17 protein-coding genes are annotated in these 26,452 nt (G+C 38.1%); 5 read left to right on the forward strand and 12 right to left on the reverse strand.

Annotation, left to right across the window (positions count from 1 at the left end; translation table 11 throughout):
* Nucleotides 1–2: 2 nt before the first annotated feature.
* The 12 genes from ACPX19_RS02720 to ACPX19_RS02775 form a co-directional block, all read right to left on the reverse strand.
* A complete protein-coding gene (locus ACPX19_RS02720; RefSeq protein ID WP_426431337.1) occupies nucleotides 3–1,427 on the reverse strand; it encodes an MBOAT family O-acyltransferase in 1,425 nt (474 codons plus the stop codon).
* A complete protein-coding gene (locus tag ACPX19_RS02725) occupies nucleotides 1,417–2,277 on the reverse strand; it encodes a glycosyltransferase family 4 protein (protein WP_426431338.1) in 861 nt (286 codons plus the stop codon). The genes ACPX19_RS02720 and ACPX19_RS02725 overlap by 11 nt, the downstream gene beginning before the upstream one ends.
* Nucleotides 2,278–2,591: 314 nt before the next feature.
* Nucleotides 2,592–3,935 (reverse strand): phenylacetate--CoA ligase family protein, encoded by a 1,344-nt coding sequence (locus tag ACPX19_RS02730; RefSeq protein ID WP_426431339.1) that lies wholly within the window; start codon nucleotides 3,933–3,935, stop codon nucleotides 2,592–2,594.
* Nucleotides 3,928–5,094: a glycosyltransferase family 4 protein gene (locus ACPX19_RS02735; RefSeq protein ID WP_426431341.1), complete on the reverse strand. Its 1,167-nt coding sequence runs from the start codon at nucleotides 5,092–5,094 to the stop codon at nucleotides 3,928–3,930. Before ACPX19_RS02735 ends, ACPX19_RS02730 begins: the two co-directional genes overlap by 8 nt.
* Nucleotides 5,069–6,310 carry an O-antigen ligase family protein gene (locus tag ACPX19_RS02740; protein ID WP_426431342.1) on the reverse strand — a complete coding sequence of 414 codons (1,242 nt, stop codon included), beginning with the start codon at nucleotides 6,308–6,310 and terminating at the stop codon, nucleotides 5,069–5,071. The genes ACPX19_RS02735 and ACPX19_RS02740 overlap by 26 nt, the downstream gene beginning before the upstream one ends.
* Nucleotides 6,311–6,312: 2 nt before the next feature.
* Complete coding sequence (locus ACPX19_RS02745; protein WP_426431343.1) at nucleotides 6,313–7,287, reverse strand: glycosyltransferase family 2 protein; 975 nt, start codon at nucleotides 7,285–7,287, stop codon at nucleotides 6,313–6,315.
* Between the two features lie 22 nt (nucleotides 7,288–7,309).
* On the reverse strand, nucleotides 7,310–8,293 hold the full coding sequence (locus ACPX19_RS02750; RefSeq protein ID WP_426431344.1) for a glycosyltransferase: 984 nt from the start codon (nucleotides 8,291–8,293) through the stop codon (nucleotides 7,310–7,312).
* Between the two features lies 1 nt (nucleotide 8,294).
* Nucleotides 8,295–9,248 (reverse strand): GDP-mannose 4,6-dehydratase, encoded by a 954-nt coding sequence (locus tag ACPX19_RS02755; protein WP_426431345.1) that lies wholly within the window; start codon nucleotides 9,246–9,248, stop codon nucleotides 8,295–8,297.
* A gap of 3 nt (nucleotides 9,249–9,251) precedes the next feature.
* Nucleotides 9,252–10,247, reverse strand: coding sequence for an STELLO glycosyltransferase family protein (locus ACPX19_RS02760; RefSeq protein ID WP_426431346.1), 996 nt, complete (start codon nucleotides 10,245–10,247; stop codon nucleotides 9,252–9,254).
* A gap of 6 nt (nucleotides 10,248–10,253) precedes the next feature.
* The gene (locus tag ACPX19_RS02765; RefSeq protein WP_426431348.1) at nucleotides 10,254–11,675 is read right to left on the reverse strand and encodes a lipopolysaccharide biosynthesis protein; all 1,422 of its coding nucleotides are present in this window, start codon (nucleotides 11,673–11,675) and stop codon (nucleotides 10,254–10,256) included.
* A 419-nt stretch (nucleotides 11,676–12,094) separates the two neighbouring features.
* Nucleotides 12,095–12,295, reverse strand: coding sequence for a hypothetical protein (locus ACPX19_RS02770; RefSeq protein WP_426431349.1), 201 nt, complete (start codon nucleotides 12,293–12,295; stop codon nucleotides 12,095–12,097).
* Between the two features lie 1,123 nt (nucleotides 12,296–13,418).
* Complete coding sequence (locus tag ACPX19_RS02775; RefSeq protein ID WP_426431351.1) at nucleotides 13,419–14,168, reverse strand: hypothetical protein; 750 nt, start codon at nucleotides 14,166–14,168, stop codon at nucleotides 13,419–13,421.
* Between the two features lie 635 nt (nucleotides 14,169–14,803).
* Here ACPX19_RS02775 and ACPX19_RS02780 point away from each other — a divergent pair.
* The 5 genes from ACPX19_RS02780 to ACPX19_RS02800 all read left to right on the forward strand — a co-directional run bounded on the left by ACPX19_RS02780 (nucleotide 14,804) and on the right by ACPX19_RS02800 (nucleotide 26,443).
* Nucleotides 14,804–17,836: a lamin tail domain-containing protein gene (locus ACPX19_RS02780; protein ID WP_426431352.1), complete on the forward strand. Its 3,033-nt coding sequence runs from the start codon at nucleotides 14,804–14,806 to the stop codon at nucleotides 17,834–17,836.
* A gap of 193 nt (nucleotides 17,837–18,029) precedes the next feature.
* Entirely contained in the window at nucleotides 18,030–20,189 is a 2,160-nt protein-coding gene (locus ACPX19_RS02785; protein WP_426431353.1) for a T9SS type A sorting domain-containing protein, read from the forward strand.
* Between the two features lie 193 nt (nucleotides 20,190–20,382).
* Complete coding sequence (locus ACPX19_RS02790) at nucleotides 20,383–24,945, forward strand: T9SS type A sorting domain-containing protein (RefSeq protein ID WP_426431354.1); 4,563 nt, start codon at nucleotides 20,383–20,385, stop codon at nucleotides 24,943–24,945.
* Between the two features lie 190 nt (nucleotides 24,946–25,135).
* A complete protein-coding gene (locus tag ACPX19_RS02795; RefSeq protein WP_426431355.1) occupies nucleotides 25,136–25,297 on the forward strand; it encodes a hypothetical protein in 162 nt (53 codons plus the stop codon).
* A gap of 12 nt (nucleotides 25,298–25,309) precedes the next feature.
* Nucleotides 25,310–26,443 carry a hypothetical protein gene (locus ACPX19_RS02800; RefSeq protein ID WP_426431356.1) on the forward strand — a complete coding sequence of 378 codons (1,134 nt, stop codon included), beginning with the start codon at nucleotides 25,310–25,312 and terminating at the stop codon, nucleotides 26,441–26,443.
* Nucleotides 26,444–26,452: the final 9 nt, after the last annotated feature.

Raw genomic sequence — 26,452 nt, forward strand, 5'->3', positions numbered from 1 at the left:
ACCTAAAATTGAAAGTATATAAACGAATTAGAGCTTATCCCCAAAAGCGAAATACCCATTAAAAGTAATACATACCAAACTAACTGTAGATAAGGGTGTACCTTAGACTCCGAAAAATATAAACTCGCATAGCCTTTATACTGGAAGACTTGCACCACCCCTAAAACCACAATCAATACTATACACAATGCAAATGACACCGTTGATGCCCCTAAATATAAAGGTTGATGCCAATCCGTAACTAATTTTGACGAAATCAAAAAGGCATCAGAACCACTTTCAGCCCTAAAATAAATCCAGGCATAACACACCAATACAAAAACGGATAAGACCTTAAAGCCATGGTAGGCCTTTGACATTTTTAGCTTTGATAGCTTTAGCACTTCCAGAACTTTATCTCCCCAATTTTCCAACACATAGAACGCGGCATGCAGAAAACCCCAAATAATAAAGGTCCAGTTTGCTCCATGCCAAAAGCCACTCACCAGAAATACAACAAAAATATTAATTAACCACCTGTTATAGTTGACGCGACTGCCACCCAATGGCTTATACAAATAATCTGAAAACCAAGTAGACAATGAAATATGCCAACGTCTCCAAAAATCGGAAATGGACTTCGCAAAATAGGGCAGATTAAAATTTTGCATTAGCTTAAAACCCAATATTCTGGCTGTTCCGATGGCCATATCCGAATACCCACTAAAATCGCAATAGATTTGTACTGCAAAGAATAATGTGGCCACAGCTAAGGTAGATGCCCCATAGAGTTCGGGTTGTTCATAGACCCTATCGACATAAAATGCCAACCTATCGGCAATAACTACTTTTTTAAAAAGTCCCCAAATAAAGAGTTTGGCACCAGCCATAAAAGCCGCTCTATCAAAATAATGTGGTACTCTAAATTGCTTTAATAAATTAGACGAACGTTCTATTGGACCCGCTACCAATTGAGGAAAGAACGCCACAAAGACACAAAAATTGACAATGTTTTTTTCTACAGTGGTTTTTTTGTAGTAAATGTCTAGGGAATAGCTCAAGGCCTGAAACGTAAAAAATGAAATCCCTACGGGCAAAATAACATCGAGGGTTGAAAACTTGTGCGTTTCAGACACAAGTTCATTGAGGTTGGCTATAAAAAAGTTACCATATTTTAAGTACAATAAGGGTATTAAAGAGAGCAAGACTACGCTCCATAGCCAAACCCTTTGTTGCCGCTGCCCTTCCGTTTGGTAAATCTTTAAGCCACCATAGTAGTTAAGGATGCTCACTCCAAGCATTAACAAGGCAAAGTCCCATCGCCAAAAACTATAAAAGACGTAAGAACTGATTAACAATAGCAATGCCCTGTATTTGTGCGGTATATTAAAATACAACACACAGGTTATGGTAAACAATATGATGAATTCCCAAGAATTAAATAGCATGTTGCTTTATGGCATAATTATAGGCCTCTAGTAGGCCGTTATACACTTTCTCTGTTGTATATAAGTGCTCCGCTTTTTGCTTGGCCTTATCACCAAAGGTCTTGCATAAGCTGTCGTCTTTATATAACGTATTAATAGCGGCTGCCAAGGCGGTGACATCGCCAGGTGGCACCAAAAGCCCATTAACCTCATGATCTATAATAGATGACATGGCACCCAAACGGCTTGCTATAACCGGTTTGCCGTGTTTCATTGCCCTGGTCATCACGTTAGGAAACCCTTCAAACCATTTGCCAGGCACTACAATGATTTTAGAGGCTTGGTACATGGCTTCCAAGGCCTTACCCGACACAAAGCCTTTCCAAGTCACATTAGCCGATGACTTCTGTTTCAGGGCTTCAAATTCCTCTGGATAGCTCCCAATGACGTAAAATGGAATATGGGGCAACTGCTTGGCGGCCTCCACAAACTCAACAATGCCCTTCTCCCTACTCACCCTACCAATATAGGACACTATGCTTGGATTTTGATGGGGCGCTACCGCTGCCAATTTAGGTGTGAGACCTGGTACCACATACAATTTATTAGCTGGCAGGCCATTGGCGATAAACTTTTGTTTTTGAAACTCGGTTTGTACAATATAGGCATCGACGTATTTATAAATGCCCCAATAGGTCCTTGCCACAACATTACGTAGCGCATAGCCTATACTTTTAAAGTGATTGCTTTCGCAGTTTTTAAGCACGCAGTTGAGCTCTCTAGTGCCAGACAAACAACGCTCGCATATATTGCCCTTTTGGTCCAGATGCAAGCCTGTTGGGCAAAACAGTCTGTAGTTGGGACAGCGCATCACCACAGGTATGCCCAACTTACGGATCATCCTTAAAATAGCTGGTGAAATAAAAGGGTACAGGTTTTGCACCTGAATCACGTTGGGCTGAAAGGTTTGAATGAGCTGCTTTAACTCTTTAACGGCCTTAGGGTTATAGATTCCCAAAAAAAACGCTGCTAGTTTAGACCCAAAGGCATCGCCAATAACATCAGAACTCCTTCTGTACCATTGTACTTCATGGCCATTTTGGGTCAACAGATCCGCTAAGGCCTGTGAGGCATGTTCTTCACCGCTATTGTTGCTCGCGTAGTTGTTATGTACAAAAAGAATTTTCAATCTTCCTTTATAATAAATTTTAATTTACCATTTACAGGCTGTATCTCAGGCACTAGCCTCATCTCAAAATGCGCTTTGCCCTCAATACGCTTGTCAAACTCTTTAGAGATGAATTGCTTTAAAACATCAAAATCACCATCCTTGAAGAGACACACATTTAAAATGATATCCCCTTTTTTGTTTTGAATGATTTGAAATTGCTTTACATAGTCCGTATAATCATCAAAAATAGTGGTTAAATATTCACCAGATAACAGGGTACCATCCCTTAAGACCAAATTATCCGATAGACGCCCTTTAACCTTATCGATACGTGGCAGGTTTAACCCGGTGTCATTGGTATTGTCTAAATAGCGTCCTTGGTCTCCGTTGGCATAGCGTATCAAAGGAAACCGCATTTCGTCTAAATTGGTCAATACAAACTTACCGACCTTGCCATTTGGAAGTGGTTGATTGTCATTATCCACTACTTCCAACTTTACCGTATCACTAAACACATGAAGCCCATTTTTGGCAGGGCTTTCTGCTGCAATAAAATACATCTCGCTACAACCATACTGGTCGCAAATTGGAGCATTGTTAAACGCTTTGGATATTTTAGTTTCCTGAATCTTAGTCACAGGAGCAGCCGTAAGCCAAATGGCATTTGGTGTAAAACTGAAGCTAATGTTATGCGCTATAATATAATCGGCAATGGCATCTACTGCACCAACGTAACCATGAAACAGTTTTGGTTGCACACGTTTGTAGTGCGCAATAAAGGCTTTGATTTTTTCTTCAGTGAGGTCCGTAGCATCCAAACGGACGACCTGTTGTGGCCAATTAACAGCTGCCAAGACCAACTTTTTTAAGCCTTTTACAGGAAGACCTCTGTAAGCACTTGCCATATTTGCATTTAAGGGCGTATGCCACCAATGAAACATCTGCCATTTTTGTATTTCGCGCACCCTGTTTTTATCCACTCCCAATTTTAAGGGAGTTCCCGAAGAACCGCCCGTGGTAATGTAGTTTAATTGGCTTGCTTTGGTGCCTTTTACTACAAACTTATCAAAATGATGGATGATATCCTCTCGATGAAGGACTGGGACTTGACTGTAATATTCGGGTTTTGAAATATCGTTGGGATGCAAGCCCACAGCCTTAAAAGTATCATGGTACCATATGGTCTTATCGTAAGCCAGATCTAAAATTCGTTTTGTTTTTAGCCATTGCCTGTGCTCCATCTCATCAGCACTAAGCTGTTGAAAATCCAAGGCTTCTTTATACCGGCTCAATGCCCCTTTTTTAGCCAGACTGTAACGCCACAAATACAAATAATCCGAAAATGATATTTTAGCCATGTTTTGCTACTGTTTTACAGGAATTAAAAATACGCGATGCCACCTTTTCTGGTGAAAACGCTTGTATTATATGTTGTGACTCCTTGCCCATTGCTTTCCATTGCTCCTTATTGGCATAGGCCTGTTGAAGGGTTTCTACAAATTGGTCGGTATCTAAAGGATCAAAGACCCAACCGTTCTTAGGAGTAACCAGTTCTGGCCAACAACCATTGTATTTTGAAGACATGATGGGCAATCCGCAGCTCATGGCTTCGGGTACTACCAGTGACCAGTTGTCCTTAAGCGTTGGAATTATAAAACAGTTGGATATTGCAAAGAACTTATAAATATCATCATAATCAATAGCTCCTGTAAAGTGAACATTTTTCAATGCCTTGGATGTCACAAAAGCTTCTAATGCCTCTCTTTCTGACCCATCACCTATAATTAACAAACTTGCTTCTTCAAAATTAACAACTTCCCAAGTTTGTAATAGATGACTGACACCCTTAAGCTGCACTAATCTGCCAACATACAAAAACACATGTGTTTTTAAGTTCAATTCCTTTTTAAGTTTAAGCTTTAAGTCCTCTTTAACATCTCTTACCTTTTTTTCCAATACATCTATTTCAGTTGTCATATTCATTAGAGCAATCTTGTGTTCAGGAATGTGCAATACATTGCTTAGAAATTGTTTACTTAAAATACCATTGACATGTATCATATCAATACACTTGGATGCCAATTTTCTATATTTCAGTCTCAGAAATCCTGCATTTTTTTCAGTATGCTCCGTCCCTTCGTAACACATTATATGTGGTATCTTAGCTATCAATTTTAACCATAATGCGGCATAGGTCCATTGAAAAAACCCATCACTTATCAATACATCGGCTTGCGATTTTTTTATGGTGTTTATTAAATTAGGCTGCACAGGTATCCTAATCCCTCCTTTTTTAATGTCTGATAGAGGTTGTATTTTTTTGCCCGATAGTCTTAGCTCACCTTCAAGACCTATTGCCCTAGTACCCAAAATAGACTCTACTTTCTTTTTGCAACGTTCTGGCACCACCTCTGCATTGTAAATTAGAGTTAAGTTATTATCGCAAAGCCTATTTAGTTCTTCATATATAGGAATCCTATAATCCAAAAAGCTACGGGTGACCCATGTTATTCTCATTCTGCAAATTGCTTTGTTGTCGTTTCTCTAGTTTGAATTTATAAAATAAGGCCGCAATAAGGGTCAATACCAATACCACTCCAATCCATGAGCCAAAAACCCGACTACCTATACCAGGTGATGTAAACGACACCACTAGACTCATAATTAATGTGCCCATGATGGCTGGCTTCCACTTGTCCTTGGGCCAAATGGATTTTAACCCCATTTTAAACACTGTCCAAAAGTAACCCAATAAAAACAGAGTGCCTAAAATCCCCGTGCCCAATACGCCCGAAAATAAAAAATTATGGCTATTGATGGCTCCTTTAAATTTGGAGAATAATACTGCATTCTCACCAGCCACAAAGCCATGACCTATCCATGGACTCTCTAAAAAGGCTTTCCACGACACCTGCCATACATAGTAACGACCTGAGGAATCTTCCAAACTAACTTCCCTACGACCTATAAATACCGTTTGTTTTAAAAGCTCTTCAAAATCAATAAAGCTTAAAACACCCAATAACACGATCATTCCCATAAAAATAAGCCCCTTGTATTTGGCATTCCCAAATAAAAATCCGGCTAACCCTAGTGCAAACCCCAAATAAATTTTATTGGAAAACGAAAAGAAGGCCAAGGCTAAGATGAGCACTTTAAACACTTTACGCTTGGATATTAACAAGGCAAAAAAGATGACCATAGGGTAGTCTAGACGTGCCGCGTCAAAAGGGTTCTGTAAAAAGTTTAGACCTGCTACTTTTATATTGGTAGCCACTGACCATACTATCGCCCAAACTGCCCAAAACACCAGCCATTCGACCATATTTTGGGTATCGAGCCTCATAAAGAGGTTATAGACCGTCCACGAAATAAGGAGCAGGTACACCAGCATTTCGAAAGCACGGTACAAGGTGATGTTAACATTTGGCGTCCAAAAGAGCGATAAAAAACAGACCACACCATACAGCAACAAAAACCGATTGGGATTTAACTTTACAAAGCTAAACTTTTGCACACCCTTGGTAAAGAAGGTATGCAGCACCAAGGCAAAAACAATCAGTGCAAATACAATTTGTAACAATGCCGAGGTGTCCACAGCCGCATAGTCGTCCAATTCCCTCCTTCTTTTAACGGTAAAAATTAAAATAGGGTGAAACAATAGCAAGTAACCCGGAAGGCCTCCGGCTTTGATCAGCTGCTTGATGGGTAAAAGTTGACCTTTAGTTGCCATAGTTACCGTAATTGTTCTCTAATCCCCAATACCTTTGCCAAAACTACCCAAAGCCATGAATAAGGTGCACATGCTGTTAGTAGCATTGCTAATTTATCCTTAGGATAGTGTTTGCCATAGGCTAAGGTGGTTTGCCTGGCCTGCTCTTGCCTGTTGGATAAGATCATGGCATAGGCCAAATTTTTGGCTATGCGTCCCCTAAGCCTCTCAAAAGCAGGTGTATCCTTAGCATTTATATGCTGTACAATACGAGTTTGCCATGCCTCTACGGAGGGTGCCGATTGCCAACGTTTTTTGTTTTTTTGCAGCCAACCTTGGTTTTTGGTCACCAAAGCACCATCGCTAACAAACAACACTTTGGGGATAAAACCCCACGACCCAAAGGTGGCTAGATAGCCCCAAAACTCTAAGTCTTCGGTGATGCGTAACTCTGGGCGTTGGCCTCCAGTTTGCTTGGCTATACTTGTACGCATCAGTACCGAGCCTGTACATACATGGTTGTGGGTTGCCCAAAAGGCAAAAAAGTCCTCTAGCACTACTCCATCTAAATCCATAGCCTCTTGCAGATGGCCCAATTGCGGCATTACCCTATCGGGCTTACCGCTAATTTTATGGATTTGGCCTACACTGACCGCCACGACGTCATGAGTTTCCATAAAACCAATGGTTTGTTTCAAGAAATTGGGCTCCCAATAATCGTCGGCATCCAAAAATGCCATATAGGTACCCGTGGCCAGTTCCAAACCTTTGTTTCTGGCAGCTGCTGGGCCTTGATTGGTTTGTTGCACCACTGTAATGGTATGAGAATAGGCCTTGACCAAGGCGATGGAATCATCCGTAGAACCATCATCCACTACAATCACTTCGGTTTGGTAGTCTCCTGCTTGGTTAAATACCGAATCCAAACAGCGCTCTATGAGTAAAGCACCGTTATAAAGAGGTACGATGACAGATATGGTAAAATCACTTATAGACAAATACTAATATGAATTAAAATTTTTAAAGCAACGAAAATCCGTTTTCATCTCGCTCTAGTCTAGCTCTACAAGCCTGACAAGAAATATTCCCTGTAACATAACCATCTAAATAGCCTTTTGCATGCCAATACGTTCTACCGGCAACTAACCAAGGTATCAATACCATTGGTATTAAATCACCCTTTTTTAAAGCTCTTAACATTCCTTTAAACTTATACCCCTTTAAAAGATTATTAAAAGAATGAACTATTGGAACTAACTTTTTATTAAGCCTTTTTGATTGGTACCATTTAAACGCTCTTGGTGTTTTTATGTAAGCTTCCCCATCTCCTTTGCCGTAAACATAGTGTTCCCTAAAAAAAGCCTTAAATGAATTTGGTCTAGCCCAAAATGTCATGGCTTTGGGTGCATAACCAAATTTGTAGTTACCTTGAACCAACTGCCGTCCAAAAACAGAATCATCTGCATAAAAGGTTAAATCTTCTGGAAGCCGTCCTACTTCTTCCCAAACATCCTTTTTATAAGCAATTGAACGGTTACCTGGGATATGACCTTGGGTTAATTTAGCAAAACCACCATTTTCAAGATAGAATTCTGCCTTTGCTACCTTGCTTTTTATCGTCTCTGTATCAATACAGGTATTACCAGCAACTACTTCAATAGAGCTATCGACTTCCATTGGCACGATCAATTCCTCGCACCAAATTTCATTTAATCTTACACCCATATCCGTTGATAAAATGTAATCATATGAGGCTTTAGAGATAGCCGTATTACGGCCTTTAGCAGCTGCCCCTTTTTCCTGAATAACTTTTACTCTACTATCTTGTAGTGCCCATTCTTGAAGATATTCAAAGGTGCCATCGTCTGAAAAAGCGTCTACAACAACTATTTCGTCTGGTGGTCTTGTTTGATCCAAAATATTTTGTTTCCAACGTGGCAACGAAAGCATCTCATTACGACAAGTGGTTACAAGTGAGAACAAAATCCTTTTTTTACCCATCATATTATGAAAGTCTTTCTAACCAATTTTTATAAATGTCTTCTAAAGTAGTATCAAAAGGTATTTTAGCCTTCCAACCTAACTTGTTTAACTTTTCTGGATTTCCAAGTAGCACTTTCTCATCTGAGGGTCTAAATAATTTTGGGTCTGTTTCAACCTTGATATCCATATTACTAAAAGCTATAAGCTTGTCAAGAGACTCTTGCATAGTCCAATCCTTACCATAACATAGATTATACACTTCTCCAGACTTTCCTTTTTCTGCTAATAAAATAAGTGCTTCTACTCCATCTCTGACATCAACAAAGTCTCTCGATGAAGATAAATTGCCCACCTTCATAACAGGCTCTTGTAAGCCTAATTTTATTGAAGCTATTTGTCTTGCAAAATTTTGAAGTGCAGTTACTGGAGGATGATCTGGGCCTACATGTATAAACAACCTTGGCAAAACCACATCTAAACCAAAATTTAGATGAAACTGTCTAGCCATCATCTCCATTGCTGCCTTTGAAACCCCATACGGTGTAATTGGTTGGAGTGGTGTTTTATCTTCATTTATTGGTATCATATTATCTGGCACAAAACCATACTCTGCACTAGAACATGCAGGAATAACTCTTGCATTTGGCGATAATTCCAAACAGGTTTCAAATACATTACGAGAACCTTTTATGTTTAATTGATATGTTGTCTCTTCTGCTCGCCAGCTTTCGCCATTATATGCTTGAGCCGCTAAATGATATACCAAATCTGGCTTCCAATCGCTCCAAACTTCTCTCAAGAATTTTACATCGAGTATATCCCCTTTATAGTGTTTATAATCATTAGATTTTAATTCGTACCTTGAAGCAGACGTTGCTCGTGACAAGCCTGCCACTTGGTATCCATTATTATTTAATGATTTTGCTAAATGTTTTCCAATCATTCCGGTTACACCGGTAATAAGAACTTTTTTCATAAACTATTTTAAAATATTATCTATATCCTTTGCCCAAGCATTTACTAAATCCAATTCCTTTTCTGGCAAAATATTATTTTTAACCAAGTCTTCATAACAGACCACCAAATTTCTCAAAACGTTGCCATCCCCAGACAGTAATTTTGAGTCTTCTAAAACTTTTGTTAACTTCTCATTTTGTAAATAACCAGAAACCTCAGATTCAAAATCGCGCATTAAATTGTGTACATTTCTATCCTGGTCAACTTCGGCAGCATGAAACACAATAGGATGGCCTAGTTCCCAAATACAGCGCTGAGCAATAAAACTTTTCCATATATCTGTCATTCTAAAAGAGCAATAGCTTGGCAAGTACAGTAATGGAAATGCCTCTTCCCACCACCATGTGCTCTGTGTATTAAAAGGACACCATTGCCCATGTTTTAATGCAATACTATCATTTTTATCAAAATAAAATTCGCGATCTTGTGTTAATCTCCATATCGCATCAACATCTGGGGAAACATCTGCCAACCCTTGTTGGATAGGCGCAGTAATTATTTTTTTATCGCCATCATGTACTGGCAATGAGTCTTCTTGCCCTATTCTATCTAGTAAAAAACCTCTAGGCCATATATTCTCTGAGGAAAAATGCTTGTAAACATTAGTCCAAGATTTATTCTGTGCAAAAACGACCTCAGTCTCTTTTGATCTAATTTTAAATGTACTATTGGGTTGATTATCATCATCAGTCTCATAGATACATTTTTCTCCTTGTTTAATAGCAATTAAGTATCCTAAATTTTTTCTAGCATAATGGGCTGTTGGCAGCAATTTTGCCAAATAAAAATCCAATTTTAATTGATCATCTAAACTATAAAACTGCGTATTAGGCAAATCATATTTAAAGGGACCCTTTTTATCGCCAATAATAATGAGACCATTAGAATCTCTCACGCTTTTTTCAAGACCTTTCACACAGTTTGTAGGCTCAGCAATTGTAGTTATTACACTAATCATATAAATTTATTTATTTTTTAAAAACATATTAAAATTATATCCTTGATTTAATCTAAATGAAAACACTAGTAAGATAAATAATAAAAAATAGACGGTTGTATAGACTATAAACTCCAAGTATATATTTAAAGTAAAAACACTCATTAACCATGTTATAATGACGTAAGGAATTATTGCAACGATAAAATATTTTAATAAGCTAACTATAAGGTCTTTCAAATGTATAACTAGGAATTGCTTGGTAAAATAGTATTGAATAACTAAAAATAAAATGGAATTAATAATTTGCCCAATTATCAAACCTATAATTCCCCATTTGAACATTACCAAAATATTAAAAACAATCAAAACCTTTTTCAGTAATTCAATCTTAAAATTCAGAAGTGATTTGCCTTTACTTAAAATTACGTTAGAACACAATTCGAATAGCGGTAAAAATAAAGAAGCAAAACATAATAATCTTATAAAAGGAACGATTGGCTCCCATTTTTGGGTAAGTAGAATTAAAACAATTTGTTTTGATAAACCAGCAATAAAAATTAAAAGCGCAAAATTAACCAGAATTGAGCTTTTGAAAATTTTAAGGAAATATGAGCTCATTTCTTCTTTGTTTTCCGATATCTGTGCTAGTTTGGGAAATGTTACACGCTTTATTATTTGCTGTATTTTATCGGCTGGAATGCTTTGTATTTTAAAAGCTTGGACATAGTAACCCAATTGAATAGGATTAAAAAATTTACCGATAACAACATTGTATATGTTATTAAAAATAACGTTTAATAAACTTGTAAGCATCACATGAGATCCAAAACTGAATAATGCTTTAACTTCTTTCAGTTTAAATGTTTTACTGGGCCACCATACGTTCTTGCTAAAGAACAAAAGGGGCGTAAAACTATTTAAAACCAGATACTGTACAACTAATGCCCATACACCAAAACCACCAATTGCTGTTACTATTGCAGCCACACTAGCAATAACCTGAGCTATTAAGCCAACCTCAGCTATGGATTTAAAATTCATATTACTTGAAAAAATGGCATAATGCACCACAGATAAACTACCAAAAATTAGTGAAAGTGATAACCATCTTATAATCTGAACTAATGAAGGTTGGTCATAAAAAGCTGCAATAAACTTAGAAGAAATAAATAATAGGATGTAAAAAAATAGAGAGATTATAATACTAATATAAAATACAGAAGAATAATCATTTTGAGTTGGCTTTTTTTTATAAATGAGCGCAGAAGTAAAGCCTCCCTCGACCAAAGTTGAAGCAATGGCAATAAAAATATATATCATACCTATTAAACCAAAATCTTTTGGGTCTAATAACCTAGCTAAAACAATTGTCGTAACTATTGATACTGCCTGCTTTCCAAACGTTTCTAGTGCATTCCAAGTTAAGGCAAATCTAGTACTGTTCATTATATTTGAATAGAAATTTCAATAGAAAAATCAAAACTACAATTTTTAATGGATTACTATTTTTAGTTTAAAGCCTAATAAAATTATGAACAAAACCATTCATCTATTTTTTAATCCAAATTACAATCTTAGTAGGAGATTTGATCCTTTTAGCTAATAGCTTATTATAACTTGAATCTACTTTAGTTTTGCTTGACAAAACTACACTAATTCCTATAACCGCCTAAGAAAATTTTGTGCTTTTGGTTTAACACATGGTTAAGTGCGTGTTAGTGGGCAATGGCTCCTCTTATGGGATAAAAACCCGCCAGTGCCTGCAAAAGGATCTACGATTGACGAATGGCGAATGAGGAATGGCGATTGGCGAATGAGGATTTAGCTATTAACTTTTGGCTGTTGTGTTTTGGGATAAGACTTCGTTAGCCCGTTTTTTTAAGTTGTAAAGCATCATATACCTCCTCACGTGTTACCATAAAAAACTTACAATAGGCATATACACTGACATACCGCTTTTTTGCAAGCTTATATTCCTCCCTGATATCACGCATGATGTTTAGGGCCTCTTTTTCTGAAACCTGGTTTAAATCCTGTATGTCTTGTCTGTATAAGTACAAGCGCATGATGCTTAATCTATCTTGTTTAAAATTACTATCTTAGCTTACACTAAGATTCCCCTGTCTAAAATTACTAATAAGCTATGCTTTTCATGTTTAAATGCCTTATTATTCGATAAAATACTTTTTTTTGTAAGAATTTAAAACAATTAAATAGTGCTTTTTCTTTGTAATTCGTTTATATACGTTTAAAAACTGTCTATTTGAACCTAGTTTAACATTATTTTCGCCCTTAATCGTATATTTCATAGTTATACAACTGCTATTTTACCAAAAATAACCTTACCGTTTGTCGATGTTTTTTTAATCCTACCCCCTTTACAAGGATTTCTATTTTTATCGTATTTAAGCATATACTTATTTCTGATTTACAGCAGGTTACCTACACAAATCTAAGGGCTACTTTTTGATCTCACAAGGCCAAAAATAGGTGAGTTATTAAGAGTTTTAAACAAAAATCACATGTTATTTTTTGTTATAATTATTTGATTACCAATATATTAATTTCATAATTACCCGGTTTTTGATGTTTTTGGGGCTGTTTTTAAAGCCTCATGTAGGGTCTTTTAAGTTCTTAATCTCTATTTTTTTGATTCTTCGCTTTCATTTCGACTGCGCTCAATGTGACCGCTCTGAATCCGAAGGATGACGCAGTCAAACCTAAGGTTCGGCATAGCCAATAACATGGAAGTGTCCTGCTCGTGCAAAATTGCTTCAGTGCTCTGTAAAAACCTTATTGATTGTGGCTAGTCTTTTGCCCTAACCAATCCTTTTTTCATCGATAAAAAAGGATTCAAAAAATCTAGGCTGCATTTTTTTCTCTTGAAAATCTAGCGAACAGTTTGTAATCCTGTGCATTGCAATCACTGCGTTTGGCAATGCTCTACACCCAGCGCTAAACTGTTCTTGATTTTTCGACGAATCAAAAAATGAGGCCGATCAGCCTTATCGCATCATAGCAAGCGTGTTGAATGACCATGTTAGATGATAGATTTAGATTGAGGAATTATGAGTGCCACAGGTACTGGATTCCATTTTCTTTTTCGTTAAAAAAAAGAGGTGGTTTTACTGCTATCTGTTTTTTAGCTTATTAGTTACTTACCACCTCTTTTTATCACCTCTCAGCTGCTTAGAGCAGCTCGATTAACTGAAGGGCATTAAAGGCACCATTTTTCAGAGGGTATTGTATCCCATTGATTTCCTGAAAGAAGGCTACTTTTAAAACATAATAACTCTGACCCGATCCTACTGCTGCAGCTGTAGGGGTTAGGGTTACCGTTGTAGCGATACCATTAATAGGCAAATTGACCACGTTAGACAGCTGTAGGTCTTTTGTTTCTGTTGCCAAATCTAGATTTAAAAACCCTACACTAAAACTGACATGGGTTGCTCCCTCAGGATAACTCATCTGTTGATTGGGTATTAGGTCTGGAATTACGACCTCACCTGTTGCCGTATCTAATGTGTATTGTGTCATTAGCACTGTATCCAACTCGGATTTTGCATTGAAATTGAATCCTTTTAACAGTGCCTTACCCGATGGATTTACCAAACCTTCTGCGACATTACGCTGTCCTCTAGCAGAGGTTACATCTTCATTCTTTACTTGGTTAAGTACTTTTGTTAACCTCGATGTCACCCGACTGTCCTTGGCATCTAGCATTAGACTGTTCATTGCTCTTCTGATTACTTTGCCACTTGTGGCCGCTCTTCCAAACTCAGAGAGATTTTCTCTTGTTCTCTCAAAATTTGGGTCATTTAGAATGCGGTTTTTACTCACACCGCCTTTTCTGCGGACATACTGTCCGTCTTCTCCTTTGTAGAAGGTCACCTCACCGAGTGTGCCCTGTACGTCAAATAGGCTTTTATACTTTGCCATTTTTACTTTTTTTTATGCGAATGCAACTATTTTAGAGATTCGCGCGTTATTATTAAACTTTGGGTTGGCATTGTAAAGGATTTCTGCATCTGTGCACCGAGGCCTCTAATCGCTAATACATCGCTGAACCTAAAGCAATATTACAGCATAGGTTAAGGCCCATTTTATTTTGTTCTCTTTAGGTCTTGTTATGTATTGATTTTGAGGTATAAAGCCTTATTTTACTATTTTGGTACCGTTTGTTTCTGTTTACTTCCTTAATATTTATTTAACTTTATGATTTACAAGGTTTTACAAACCATGGTTTCGATCAAACTTTTGCTACTCTAGACATTAGCTTGTCATAGGATATGTATAGGGTATCCCTAGGACTGGTGTAGGAGAGCGATTAGGGATTGGCGAATGGCGGTTTTTTGATTGCCTCGGCATTCTGTAAAAACGTCGCTATGATGCAAAAATGAGGATAAAGACTAATTTGCTAATTGTAATTGCCGTGTCCTATGATGAATATTAACGCTTTGTTAATATCTAAATACATAAAGAGATTATAGTTTTACTATATTTGCTCTCCCTTTCTACTATCCTATCTCAGCCGATTTTTGTTTTTACCGACAAACAACATATTTTATAGACATATGAAACATTTTTACACATTTTTAGTTGCACTTTTATTTACAAGTTTTGGGTTTGGGCAGATTATTAGCCAATACGTAGAAACCAATTCTGGTAGTACCCCAAAAGGAATAGAGATTTGGAATAATACTGGATCGGATATCATATTTTCTGTTAGCAATAACCTCCAGATTTCCCAAGGAACAAATGGTGGAGCTTGTTCTGCAATAGCCAGTACAAATACTACATCAGGAACACTAGTCGCAGGAGAAGTATGGATAATAGGTACATCTGACATAGTTTCATATGTTACAACAAATGGCACAGATGTAAGCGGAACTACGACATTTAATTTTGGGTTTAATGGAGATGATGCACTTGAAGTTCGTCTCGGTGGCACATTGATAGATATGTTTGGTACTTGCGGATCTGATCCGGGTTCTGCATGGTCAGGTTCTGGTGTCTCCACTGCCAATCAAAATATTGAACTCTTAAGTAGCATAACAACAGGAAATACAGGTGGGTTTACTGACCCTAGTACAAGATTCTCAACCGTTAGTACTACACCTGCAACTTTACCCGCTGGACTTGCTGGATTTGGAAACGCACCATCCGCACCTTCAGCTAATCCAACAATAGGTTTTGGAATCGCAACAAGTACAGAAAACGAAACCAATACGACTTTTACAAGTTCTAACATTCCTATAACCGTTACAAACTACGATGGTAATCAAATTGATATAGACATTACTGTTACAGGTGGTACCGCTGAGCCTGGTGATTATACCTTTACTTCTCCGACATCTTTATCGTTTACTGCTGATGGTACACAAAACATTACCATAGATATTAATGCTGATGCGGATTTTGATGACGAAACCGTAGAGCTAACCCTAACAGAAACAAGTTCGGTAACCGGTTTGGTAATATCACAGGCTACACACACCGTTACTATTGTTGATGATGAGACACCTGCATTACCTAACATCGTTATTAATGAAATATTGGCTGACCCTACTGGGATCGATGCTAATGGAGATGGTACAGTTAGTACAACTGAGGACGAATTTGTTGAGCTTGTTAATAATGAGATTTTTGCTGTAGATATTACGGGTTATACGCTATCTGACGCTGTAGGTATTAAGCACGTTTTTGGAAGTATTATATTACCTGCAGGTGGTTCTGTGGTTGTTTTTAGTGGTGGTACACCAACGGGTATTAGCGGAGCTTCTGAAACGGCATCAACCGGAAACTTGCAACTCAACAACGGTGGTGATACCGTAACTTTAGAAGATGGAAGTAGCAATATCATTGCTACCTATACTTATGGTGGTGAAGGTGGAAACGATCAATCACTAGGTAGAAACGAGGATATATTTGGTGGTTTTGTACAACACACAACGATACAAACCAACCCTGTTGCAGCGTCACCAGGTCTTTACAACACTTCTGGTTTACCCTTCTCAACCATTACATGGAAAGGTTCAGTGGATAACGATTGGGCTAATGGTGCCAACTGGAGTAACGGAAGTGTTCCAACAGCATTGGATGACGTGCTCATATTACAAGTGGCCAACCATCCTACAGTCAGTGCTTCAACATCTGTCAATTCAGTTGTTGTTAATCCAGGCGCTGGATTATTAATAAACTCAGTGGCTACATTAACTTTTAATACTTTAACATTAGAATCTACTTCAACAAGCTATTCTAGTTTAAAACAAGATGTTGGCTTTGTTAGTGGTACTGTCCGTTACAATCGTTTTGTGAATGGTATCGGCTCAGGTCTAACGGAAGGAAATGACTTGATATCACCTCCGTTATCAGGTCAAAATTTTGGCGATTTTGCTGCGGCCAATCCAAATCTGGCTACTGCTGTTGATGGCATTACCAAGGCGTTTGCGAGGTTCAATAACACTACAGATACATACGATAATTATGATACTACTAGCAACGCTACAACCTTAATTGTACCAGGGCAAGGGTTTAGAGCTGCAATAACGAGTGGTAGTACCTTACAGTTTGAGGGTGCGCCAGTTACTTCTGGAAATGCCGTGGTGACATTAGGTAGTGGAAACTTTGATAAATGGAATTTGATAGGTAACCAATTTCCCGCATACATTGATTTGGGTGATTTCCTGACCGCTAATAATAGTCTTTTTGACCCAAGTTTTGCTGGTGTTTATGGTTATGATGGTGCTGCTGCGGATGGCTGGACCATTTGGGACAGCAATTCTGATCAGGACTTGCTTATTGCACCTGGTCAAGGCTTTTTTGTTGCTGTAAATGCCTCAGGAAGTTTTAGCTTTGATGCTGCTATGACCCGAATCGGAAATGCGGATGACTTTATTATGGGTAGAAGTAGTAATAACAGTGCATCTAGAGCTAAAATCTTATTATCTGACGATAATTCTTCTTACGAAACTAATCTATATTTTAGAGCTATTAACACAAGAGGTTTAGATCCTGGATATGATACAGGAGCCCATTTTGGTAACGCAAAGGGTATTTTTACACATCTGGTCGAAAATAATAATGGTATTGAGTTTTTCAATCAGTCTTTACCTTTAGATGATTTAAACGATGTGGTTGTACCATTAGGTGTGAAATCGCCTTCTCAAACGCAGATTACTTTTAGTTTAGGACAAGAGTCATCGCTACCAGACACCATTAATGTTTATTTGGAAGACAATGTTACCAATACCTTTACACTGTTAAATACAGGGGATTATGTCTTAACGCCAAACACAAATTTAACAGGCACAGGAAGATTCTATATTCATTTTGCTAATACTACGCTTTCTGCACCAAACAACACTTTCGAGACATTAACAATATATGCAGATCAGTCCAACCGATCTATCAACATTTCTGGTGAGGTTGACGACAATACCACTGCTAGTGTATATGATATTCAAGGAAGATTGATTACCTCCAAGGCTCTGACGTCGAGCCTTAGATTACAAAGTATCGATGCTAACGCTATAAATACCGGTGTTTATATCGTGGTAATTCGTAACGGAAATGAAAGCAAAACACAAAAAATTATTTTGAAATAAACCAAATTATACATCCTTTTGAAAAAAACGCATTCTTCACAAAGAGTGCGTTTTTTTATTTCAAACTACTAATTAGCAAGTACTTAAACACAAGTTTTGAATACTTAAATAAAAAAAATACCTTATTAAATCTGCAAAAAAATCCTATATTTGAAAATAACTAATTAGCAAAATATCAAATCTATATAAGCTTATGAGACAGTTTTACACACTACTACTTATTTTTTTAGCTCTAAATTCAAATGCTCAACAGGATGTTTTTAGCAGGAGCGAGGTGACTACAGGTAATTTCGGTGACGGACAGTTACCATGGTTTTATCCAAGTGGTGGTAACCAAGGAGATCCGGACAATGGAAATACAGTGCGAAACTTTGTGAAAATAGGTCATAATAACAATACTACAATGACCACAAATGGACGATTTTATATAGTAAACACTTTGGATTTTGAAGCAGCGGCAACCTCTCCAAGAACTATTAATAATGCTGGTGGTGGTCTGTCTGCTTCCGGTGGCATTTATAATGCGTCGAGTGCTACTCATACCTTTAATACTCCAATAGGTATTGATGGAGGAACTGTTCAAATTCATTCAAACTCAACAGGTGGTATGATATTTAATGATAACATATTTATAAATAATAACACTGTGCAGTTTGGAAATTTAGGAACTGGTAATATTACGGTCAATGGAACTATGTCTGGCACAGGCAGTGTTGAAAAAACTGGTTCTAACATACTTATTGTAACAGGTTCTCATAGTTATTCAGGTACTACAACAATTAATGCTGGTACATTAAGACTTCAGGGAGATGTTACTAATAGTGACTTTACGGTAAAATCTGGCGCAATTTTGGAAATAGATGGAAACTCTACCGTTAACTCTATAACCGTAGAGGGTGGTGGAGCCTTAATAGTAAATTCTGGTGTAACGTTAACCACAAATAATGGCATAGTACTAAGTTCAGAATCAAATAGTTATTCTAGTTTAATTCTAGATGGATCAATTGCAGGTTCATTAAGATACGATCGTTACATCAATGACAATGGTGCTGTTAATGGTAATGACTTAATCAGCGCGCCAGTCTCGGGTCAACCATTCAATACATTTATTGCCAACAACACCAATATTTTAGCCAATCCAAGTGGTACCAATGTGCTTTTTGGAGGCTTTGATAACAACGATGCTGTGAATCCGTTTGAGCTTTGGGATGAAACAGACACCACACCTTTAACGGCTGGAGTTGGTTACAGAACTGGTGTAGATCCTGTTGCGGTTTCTAACTTAGTATCCTTTGAAGGCACTGTGAATACTGGATTGGTTCAGGTTGCTATTAACCAAGGGTCGGCTAGTATCTTAAATTTAATTGGTAATCCATTCCCTTCTTATATAGATGCGCAAGCGTTTCTTTCAGTAAATGCTTCCTTGTTAGACCCAAGTGCCCAGGTGATTTATGGCTATAATGACAGCACTAATGGGACCTCGGCTGGAGATTACACAATTATAAGTGCTTTAGTTAATAACACTTTAGATATCGCTCCTGGCCAAGGGTTCTTTGTGGCCTCTAATACTGATGTTGGCAACATCGTTCAGTTCACTACGAATTCGCCAGATATGCGAATTACCTCAACACAAGACGATTTTATTGCAGGAAGGAATTCATCCTCAATCACCAACTTAAAGTTGGACTTAAGCAACGCCTCTGATAATTTTATTACCGATGTATTCTTTACTGAATTTTCTAGCCTAGGTTTAGATCCTGGTTATGATGCAACGCTCTTAGGCGGAGTAGCTCCTTCGTTTTCAATATTTACACATCTAGTACAACAGAACATGGGCTTACCATTTGCTATCCAGGCTTTAGGGCAAACCGACTACGATAATGTTACTATTGCTTTGGGTGTAAATGCCAATATGGGAGAACAATTGACTTTTAGTATTGCAGAAAGTACCTTGCCTTCTTCAATTGACGTGTATTTGGATGATACCTTGACGAGTACATCTACATTATTAAACGCTTCAGATTATGTATTAACACCTTCAGAGGACTTAAACGGCACCGGTCGTTTTTATTTAAGATTCTCCAATAGTGCACTATCAACATCTGACTCAAATTTGGATGCTATTAGTATTTATGCCAACCAAACGAACCGTAGTATAACTATTGCAGGTCAGTTACCTGAAGCTACAACAGCTAATGTATATGACATACAAGGACGCTTGGTTCACTCAAAAGTTTTGTCGGCAGAGACGTCATTGCATGTTATTGATGCCAATAGCCTGTATACTGGTATCTATATTGTAAATCTTGTTGGTAGTAATACAACAAGAACCGAAAAAATTATTCTAAAATAACTTTATTATACAACCGTTTTGTAAAAAAACGCATTCTTTATAAAGAATGCGTTTTTTGCTTTATTTTAATTTTTATCATAAGTTTTTCAAGATGATTTAAAAAGAAGGACAGAACCAAAAAGTCCTCTTTATATTTCATTATATTTGATATCCCAAGTCCTATACCTTCTTTGCCTTCTTACAATTTATAATAATGAGACATATTTACATTCTATTCCTTGCCTTGTTCCTTAATTTTATTGCCTTTGGACAAAGCGAAATACGCATAGTAACTGAAGGTGGAACAGCCACAGCCGATATATGGGTTGATATTTCTACTGCGCCGAACGGTGGTGGAAGCGTTATATGGACTCAAAAAACAGCTTCGTGTGCTGGCCTTGGCCTTGTTGATACTACCATTACTATTCCATCTGGCACGTATTACGTAAACTGCTACGATCAAAAAGGAGATGGGTGGACAGATACCATAATCGGCATTTTCGCGTATAACTTAGAATTAGGTTCGGCCAATTCACCAAACAACGGCATAGATATCGATGCCACCGATAGCTGTGATAATACCGCTGACGAGATTGAGGCTTCGTTTGAAATTATAGTCCCCGAACCCGTATCTTGCCCCATTGTTTTAAACCTTGAGACAACAGATTTAACCGACACTAAAGCCATCTTAAGTTGGACAAATGGAAGTACGGAAAGCCAATGGGAATATGTTGTACAACCTGCTGGCTTGGGCGAACCTACTACCACTGGCACAGTGATTAACTCCAATCCATATGTCATTTCAAATTTAAGCCCTCTAACAGCCTACGAAGTATATCTTAGAGCTGATTGTGGCAGCAATGATTACAGTGACTGGGTTGGACCTAGAACCTTTAACACAACAGCAACACCAATAAATACGTTTCCCTATCTAGAAGATTTTGAGACCGGATCTGGAGGTTGGATTCCAGATAACTATTTCTCAACAAATACTGGGGATTATTGGAGATTAACTACACCATCTTATGGTAATATTAATACTGCCGCCTCAGGACAAAACACGTGGGTAACAATTGGTAACGGCCCCTACTCACAAGTTAATGATGCCTATGTAATGAGCCCACCACTAAATTTTACAAGTCTAGAAGCACCTATAATAGAGTTTGCCATATGGTGGGATTGTTTGTTTGGCCAGGACGGTATGACCCTTCAATCTTCCGTAGACAATGGTAATACGTGGCAAACGGTTGGTGGATTTAATGAGCCCAATATTGACATTTCCAATTGGTATACCGATGATTCAGTTGATGCGCTTCCTGGTGGTCAAGGTTTAGGTTGGACAGGTAGTGACCTCAATGGTTCTCCACTGGACAATACAAGTTCTAATGGCTATGTAATGGCTAAAAATTATTTATCAGGTCTTGGGGGAGAGTCGCAAGTCTATCTTCGCTTTGTATTTAGTGCTGTAACCACCCCCCTAAACGCTTCTGGAGTAGCGTTCGATGATATTATGATTTACGACGCACCTTGTGACCCTGTTACAGGATTAACAGTTGATGCCCTTGATACAACCGCAACCATTTCATGGACTGCTGGTGGTTTTGAATCGCAATGGGAAGTAGCCATACAGAGTGCAGGTGCAGGCCTACCTTCTGTTGGCACAAGTGTAAGCAGTATACCATATATTGCAACTGGTCTTGAAACCTCTACGGCCTACGAGGTCTACGTTAAAGCAGACTGCGGTATAGACGGAACTAGTGATTGGGTTGGCCCTGTGAGTTTTACGACCAATGAACTAACACTTTATGACGCGGATTTCTCAAACGATGGTGATGGCTTCCCAGACCATACAACTTTCTTTCCACCAGCTCCTGAACCTGCAAGTGCGGGTCCTTTTGGTTCGGCACCAAATTCTTGGTTTTTATCCTATAACTCGCAACCGTCAACCGATTCTGGTGGTAACACCTTTAAAGTGGTTGGAGGTGCTTTAGTGAGCACTGATTGGGGTGGTCAAGGAATTTTTACAAGTCAAGTCATCGATGTCTCAGGAGTTGACTTTGTAAACATAGAAGCCCTAACAACCAATACTGGTGCTAATGATAATCAGTTTAAATACTTTTACACTTTAGATGGTGGTGCTCGTATTGAAACTGAAGTCGGGGCTACCGCGAATGGCGACCCACTAAATTATACCATTACCGCACTGGATGTTTCTTCTGCCAATACCTTAACCGTTGGGTTTGAATTTTCAGAAAATGGCAGTGGAGATGGTTATACCACCACACAATACAAAGTAACAGTTCCAGATGCAACCTCAAATACTTTCGTGGAATTTACAAACAGCTCATCCTCCATATCTGAAGGAGCAGGCACTATCGACTTAACCTTTAGCATTACCAATCCTGACGGCGCCAACGCCACCTCTTTTGATGTAGAATTAACCACAGGTGATACTGCTGACATTAATGGCTATACAACTCAGACTGTAACTTTTCCTGCGGGCTCGTCTACTGATGAAACTGTGACCATTACGGTTACGGACGATGCTATTTTTGAAGGCAACGAAACTCTCACATTTACTATTACAGGGATTACTGGCGGAAATAACGCAATTGTAGGAACTCAGGCTACGTTTGATTTAACCATAGTAGACAATGACCCTAGTCCTTCTGTTACAATAATTATTGAAGACTTTGACGACACATATCCAAGATGGAATAACAATATAGAATCACAACTCTTTGTAGACCCAAGCACACCAAGTGAAGGCTTATTTATTCAAACTGCTTCAAGCAATAATTCAAATTTTTCTGGTAATACTGCCTTTGGTCGTGACCTAGAAGGTGAAACTGCCGAACCATCTTTATCACCTTATACTTTTACTTTTGACAATGTTGATGTTTCAGATTACACATCTATTGTGGTAAGCTTTGACTATCATGCCTTCGCTAATGCTGAAATAGGTAATTATGAAGTTGTGATTGATGGTGTTGGCCAGGGTTCTGTGGAATATTTTAATGACCCTGATACTTTTCCTGGCGTAAATGGAACCATTTCCGTGCCTGTTGCTGATGGAACTTCTACAGTAGGTTTAATATTAAATGGTACTCTAAATGGTGGCAGTGATGTTATAGAATTTGACAACTTTAAAATAGAAGGTATCTATAACGGTTATGCATATTCTGAAGGTTCTTGGTATCCTGCAAATCCTGATGGAACTACTGGTGCATCAAATGCCATCGTTACAGATGGTGTCGCTATTTTAAGCTCAGATGTTAATCTTAACGATGTAGTTGTTTATCCTGGCGCAGGTGTAGAAATTGCAACAGGAAACACATTAACTGTTAATAGCTTAACTTTAGAATCTACTTCTACTAGTTATTCCAGCCTCATATTAGACGGTTCCATTAGTGGTACCGTAACATACAACCGCCATGTTAATGCCTTTACCAATGATGCCGTTAACAATGATAACGATTTAATCTCGGCCCCACTTACCGGACAACCGTTTGGAAGCTTTGATGCTGCCAATAGCAATTTGTTAGCGTCAGGTACACTTAGAGCCTTTGCCCCTTTCAACAACGATTCTGGTCTTTATGAAAATTACGACGCCACAGCAAATGCAGCTACAGTACTAAGTCCGGCCATGGGTTACAGAGCGGCTACTTCTGATGGTGGCACCTTGACCTTTACAGGAACGGTAAACACCGGAGATATATTTAAGGATATAAACATAGGTACGGATGCAACGTTTGCGCCTTGGAATCTTATTGGCAATCCTTATCCGTCGTATATCGATGCCGAAGCCTTTTTGACCCACGTGGTTAGTACGCAAACTTCCGGGGAACGGAATATTGACCTTATGGATGCGCTATCTGGTATTTACGGTTATGATGGCAATGCTTCCAATGGATGGGATATTATTACGCTGGCCAATGATAATGGCCGCCTTATTGCACCAGGTCAAGGCTTCTTTGTGGCTGCCAATGGTACTGGAACATTAATTGCGGACCATGATATTGAGTTCACCGCAGCGATGAGAGCTACTGGTACTGCTGATGATTTTATTGCCGGAAGAAATAGCAATTCTCTGACCTACCTTAAACTCATCGCCTTTACAGCTAATAACGATTACACGACGGACTTCTATTTTGATGCTGATGCCAGTCTTGGTCTCGATCCAGGTTATGAAGCTGTCATCTGGGGCGGTGTTGCGCCAAGCTTTGCACTTTATTCGCACTTGGTGCAGGACAACACAGGGCTTCCAATTGCATTGCAGGCACTGGGCTCCACCGATTATAATGATGTGACCATTGCCTTGGGCGTTAATGCCAATATGGGAGAGCAATTGACCTTTAGTATTGTACAAAATACCTTACCAGCTTCTATTGACGTGTATTTGGATGATGCCTTGACGAGTACATCTACCTTATTAAACGCTTCAGATTATGTACTAACGCCTTCAGAGGACTTAAACGGCACCGGTCGTTTTTATTTAAGATTCTCCAATAGTGCACTATCAACATCTGACTCAAATTTGGATGCCATTAGTATTTATACCAACCAAACGAACCGCAATATTACTGTTGCCGGCCAGTTAACAGAAGAAACAACCGCTAGAGTATATGATCTTCAAGGGCGATTGGTCCATACCACTATATTACCTGTTGATACCTCTTTACACACTATTGATGCTAGTAGTTTACACACGGGGATCTATATCGTAAATCTGGTAAGTAAAAATTATACGAAGACTGAAAAAATTATTCTAAAATAGGAAAACCAATCTCCCTATGCTTATGAAGGCATAGGGAGATTTTAAGGTTTTTTGATTTTATTTTTATTTTTGAGTATTAATTAAGTTGAAAAACCTTACATTTAAATTATAAGTTTTGCATAAACCTTTTGACATTTTTTGTTGTTAAATAAATTATTTTATTATTTTTGAACCAAATCTAGGCTTGGCCATGAAAAAAGACAACCATACCGATAAAATCACTCGAAAAGACGCCATTAAAAAAATGGGCAAGTATGCTGCATTAACTGCAGTAGGAACCTTTGTGATTTTAAATCCACTTAAAGCACAATCAACTTCCCCACCAGATCCGGGAGGAAATCCTTTTGATTAATCCCAATACACTTTGAATAACGACTTAGCACCGACATACCAACGGTTGTTCAGTTTTTATTGGGTGCTTTGGTATAAAAAATCAAACATTTACAGCGTTGTAGATAATAATTTTAAAAACCTTTTGTATGATTACCTTGAATGTACTTCGCTTGGTGCATTTCAATCAAGAATAGAGGCTATTGATCCAAATTTAGATTCTGGTGAAATTGCAAAGACCATAGCATCTTATTTAGAACAGTGTAATGTAAAGGGTGATGTTGTAGATAAATCGGGACATGTATTCAATGCATCCAAACGTCAAATCTTTAAAAGTTATAGCTTCAATAGCAAAGCATTTCAGGTAAATTTTGATTCGGACCTTGTTGCAAAAACCATTCATCCTAGTATAGCACATCTGGAAACCAAAGAAATTATTCCACCAGATGTTATCTATGACATTTACATTGACAATGATCAGCTATGTTTATTTAAAAATGAAGCCTTGGTGAGGACGGTACCGAAGCGCGACTATCACCTTATACAAGGCAAGTTCGTGATGGAGCTTCTTTCGTTTATTCACAATAAAGAAGAGTCTGATTGGCTAGGTACCTTCCACGGATCAACAATTTCTGATGGCGAGCATTCTATATTATTTATAGGTGCATCTGGTAAAGGAAAAAGCACTTTGTGCGCCATACTTACCGCAAAAGGTTTTGAGTTAGTTGCAGATGATGTCTCACCTATGCTCGCTTCTGATTCTCACCTATACCACAATCCTTCAGCACTATCTATAAAAGAAGGTGCTTTTCATTTATTAAACCCTTTGATGAGAGATTTTGATAGCTTTCCAAATACCCTATTTAATAAGACCAAAGGTGTAATTAAATATGTTCCTTGCAAAAGCCCTATTAAAGATAATTACCCATGTAGAGCAATCCTAATGGTGAACTATATTAAAGACAGTAAAACAAAGCTTGAATTGATATCTATAAAGGAAGCATTAGAAACCTTAATTCCTGACTCATGGTTGTCACCAAATCCTGATTATGCTAAACAGTTTTTAGATTGGTTGTCTCTAACACCCGTTTACAAATTAACCTACAGCAATACAGAAAGCGTTACTGAACTCATCTCTGAGTGTTTTAAAGAATTTCGTATCCATTAATATTAACTA

Origin of the sequence: Winogradskyella sp. HB-48, from assembly GCF_049942685.1 — a bacterium.
Classification (GTDB): Bacteria; Bacteroidota; Bacteroidia; order Flavobacteriales; family Flavobacteriaceae; genus Winogradskyella.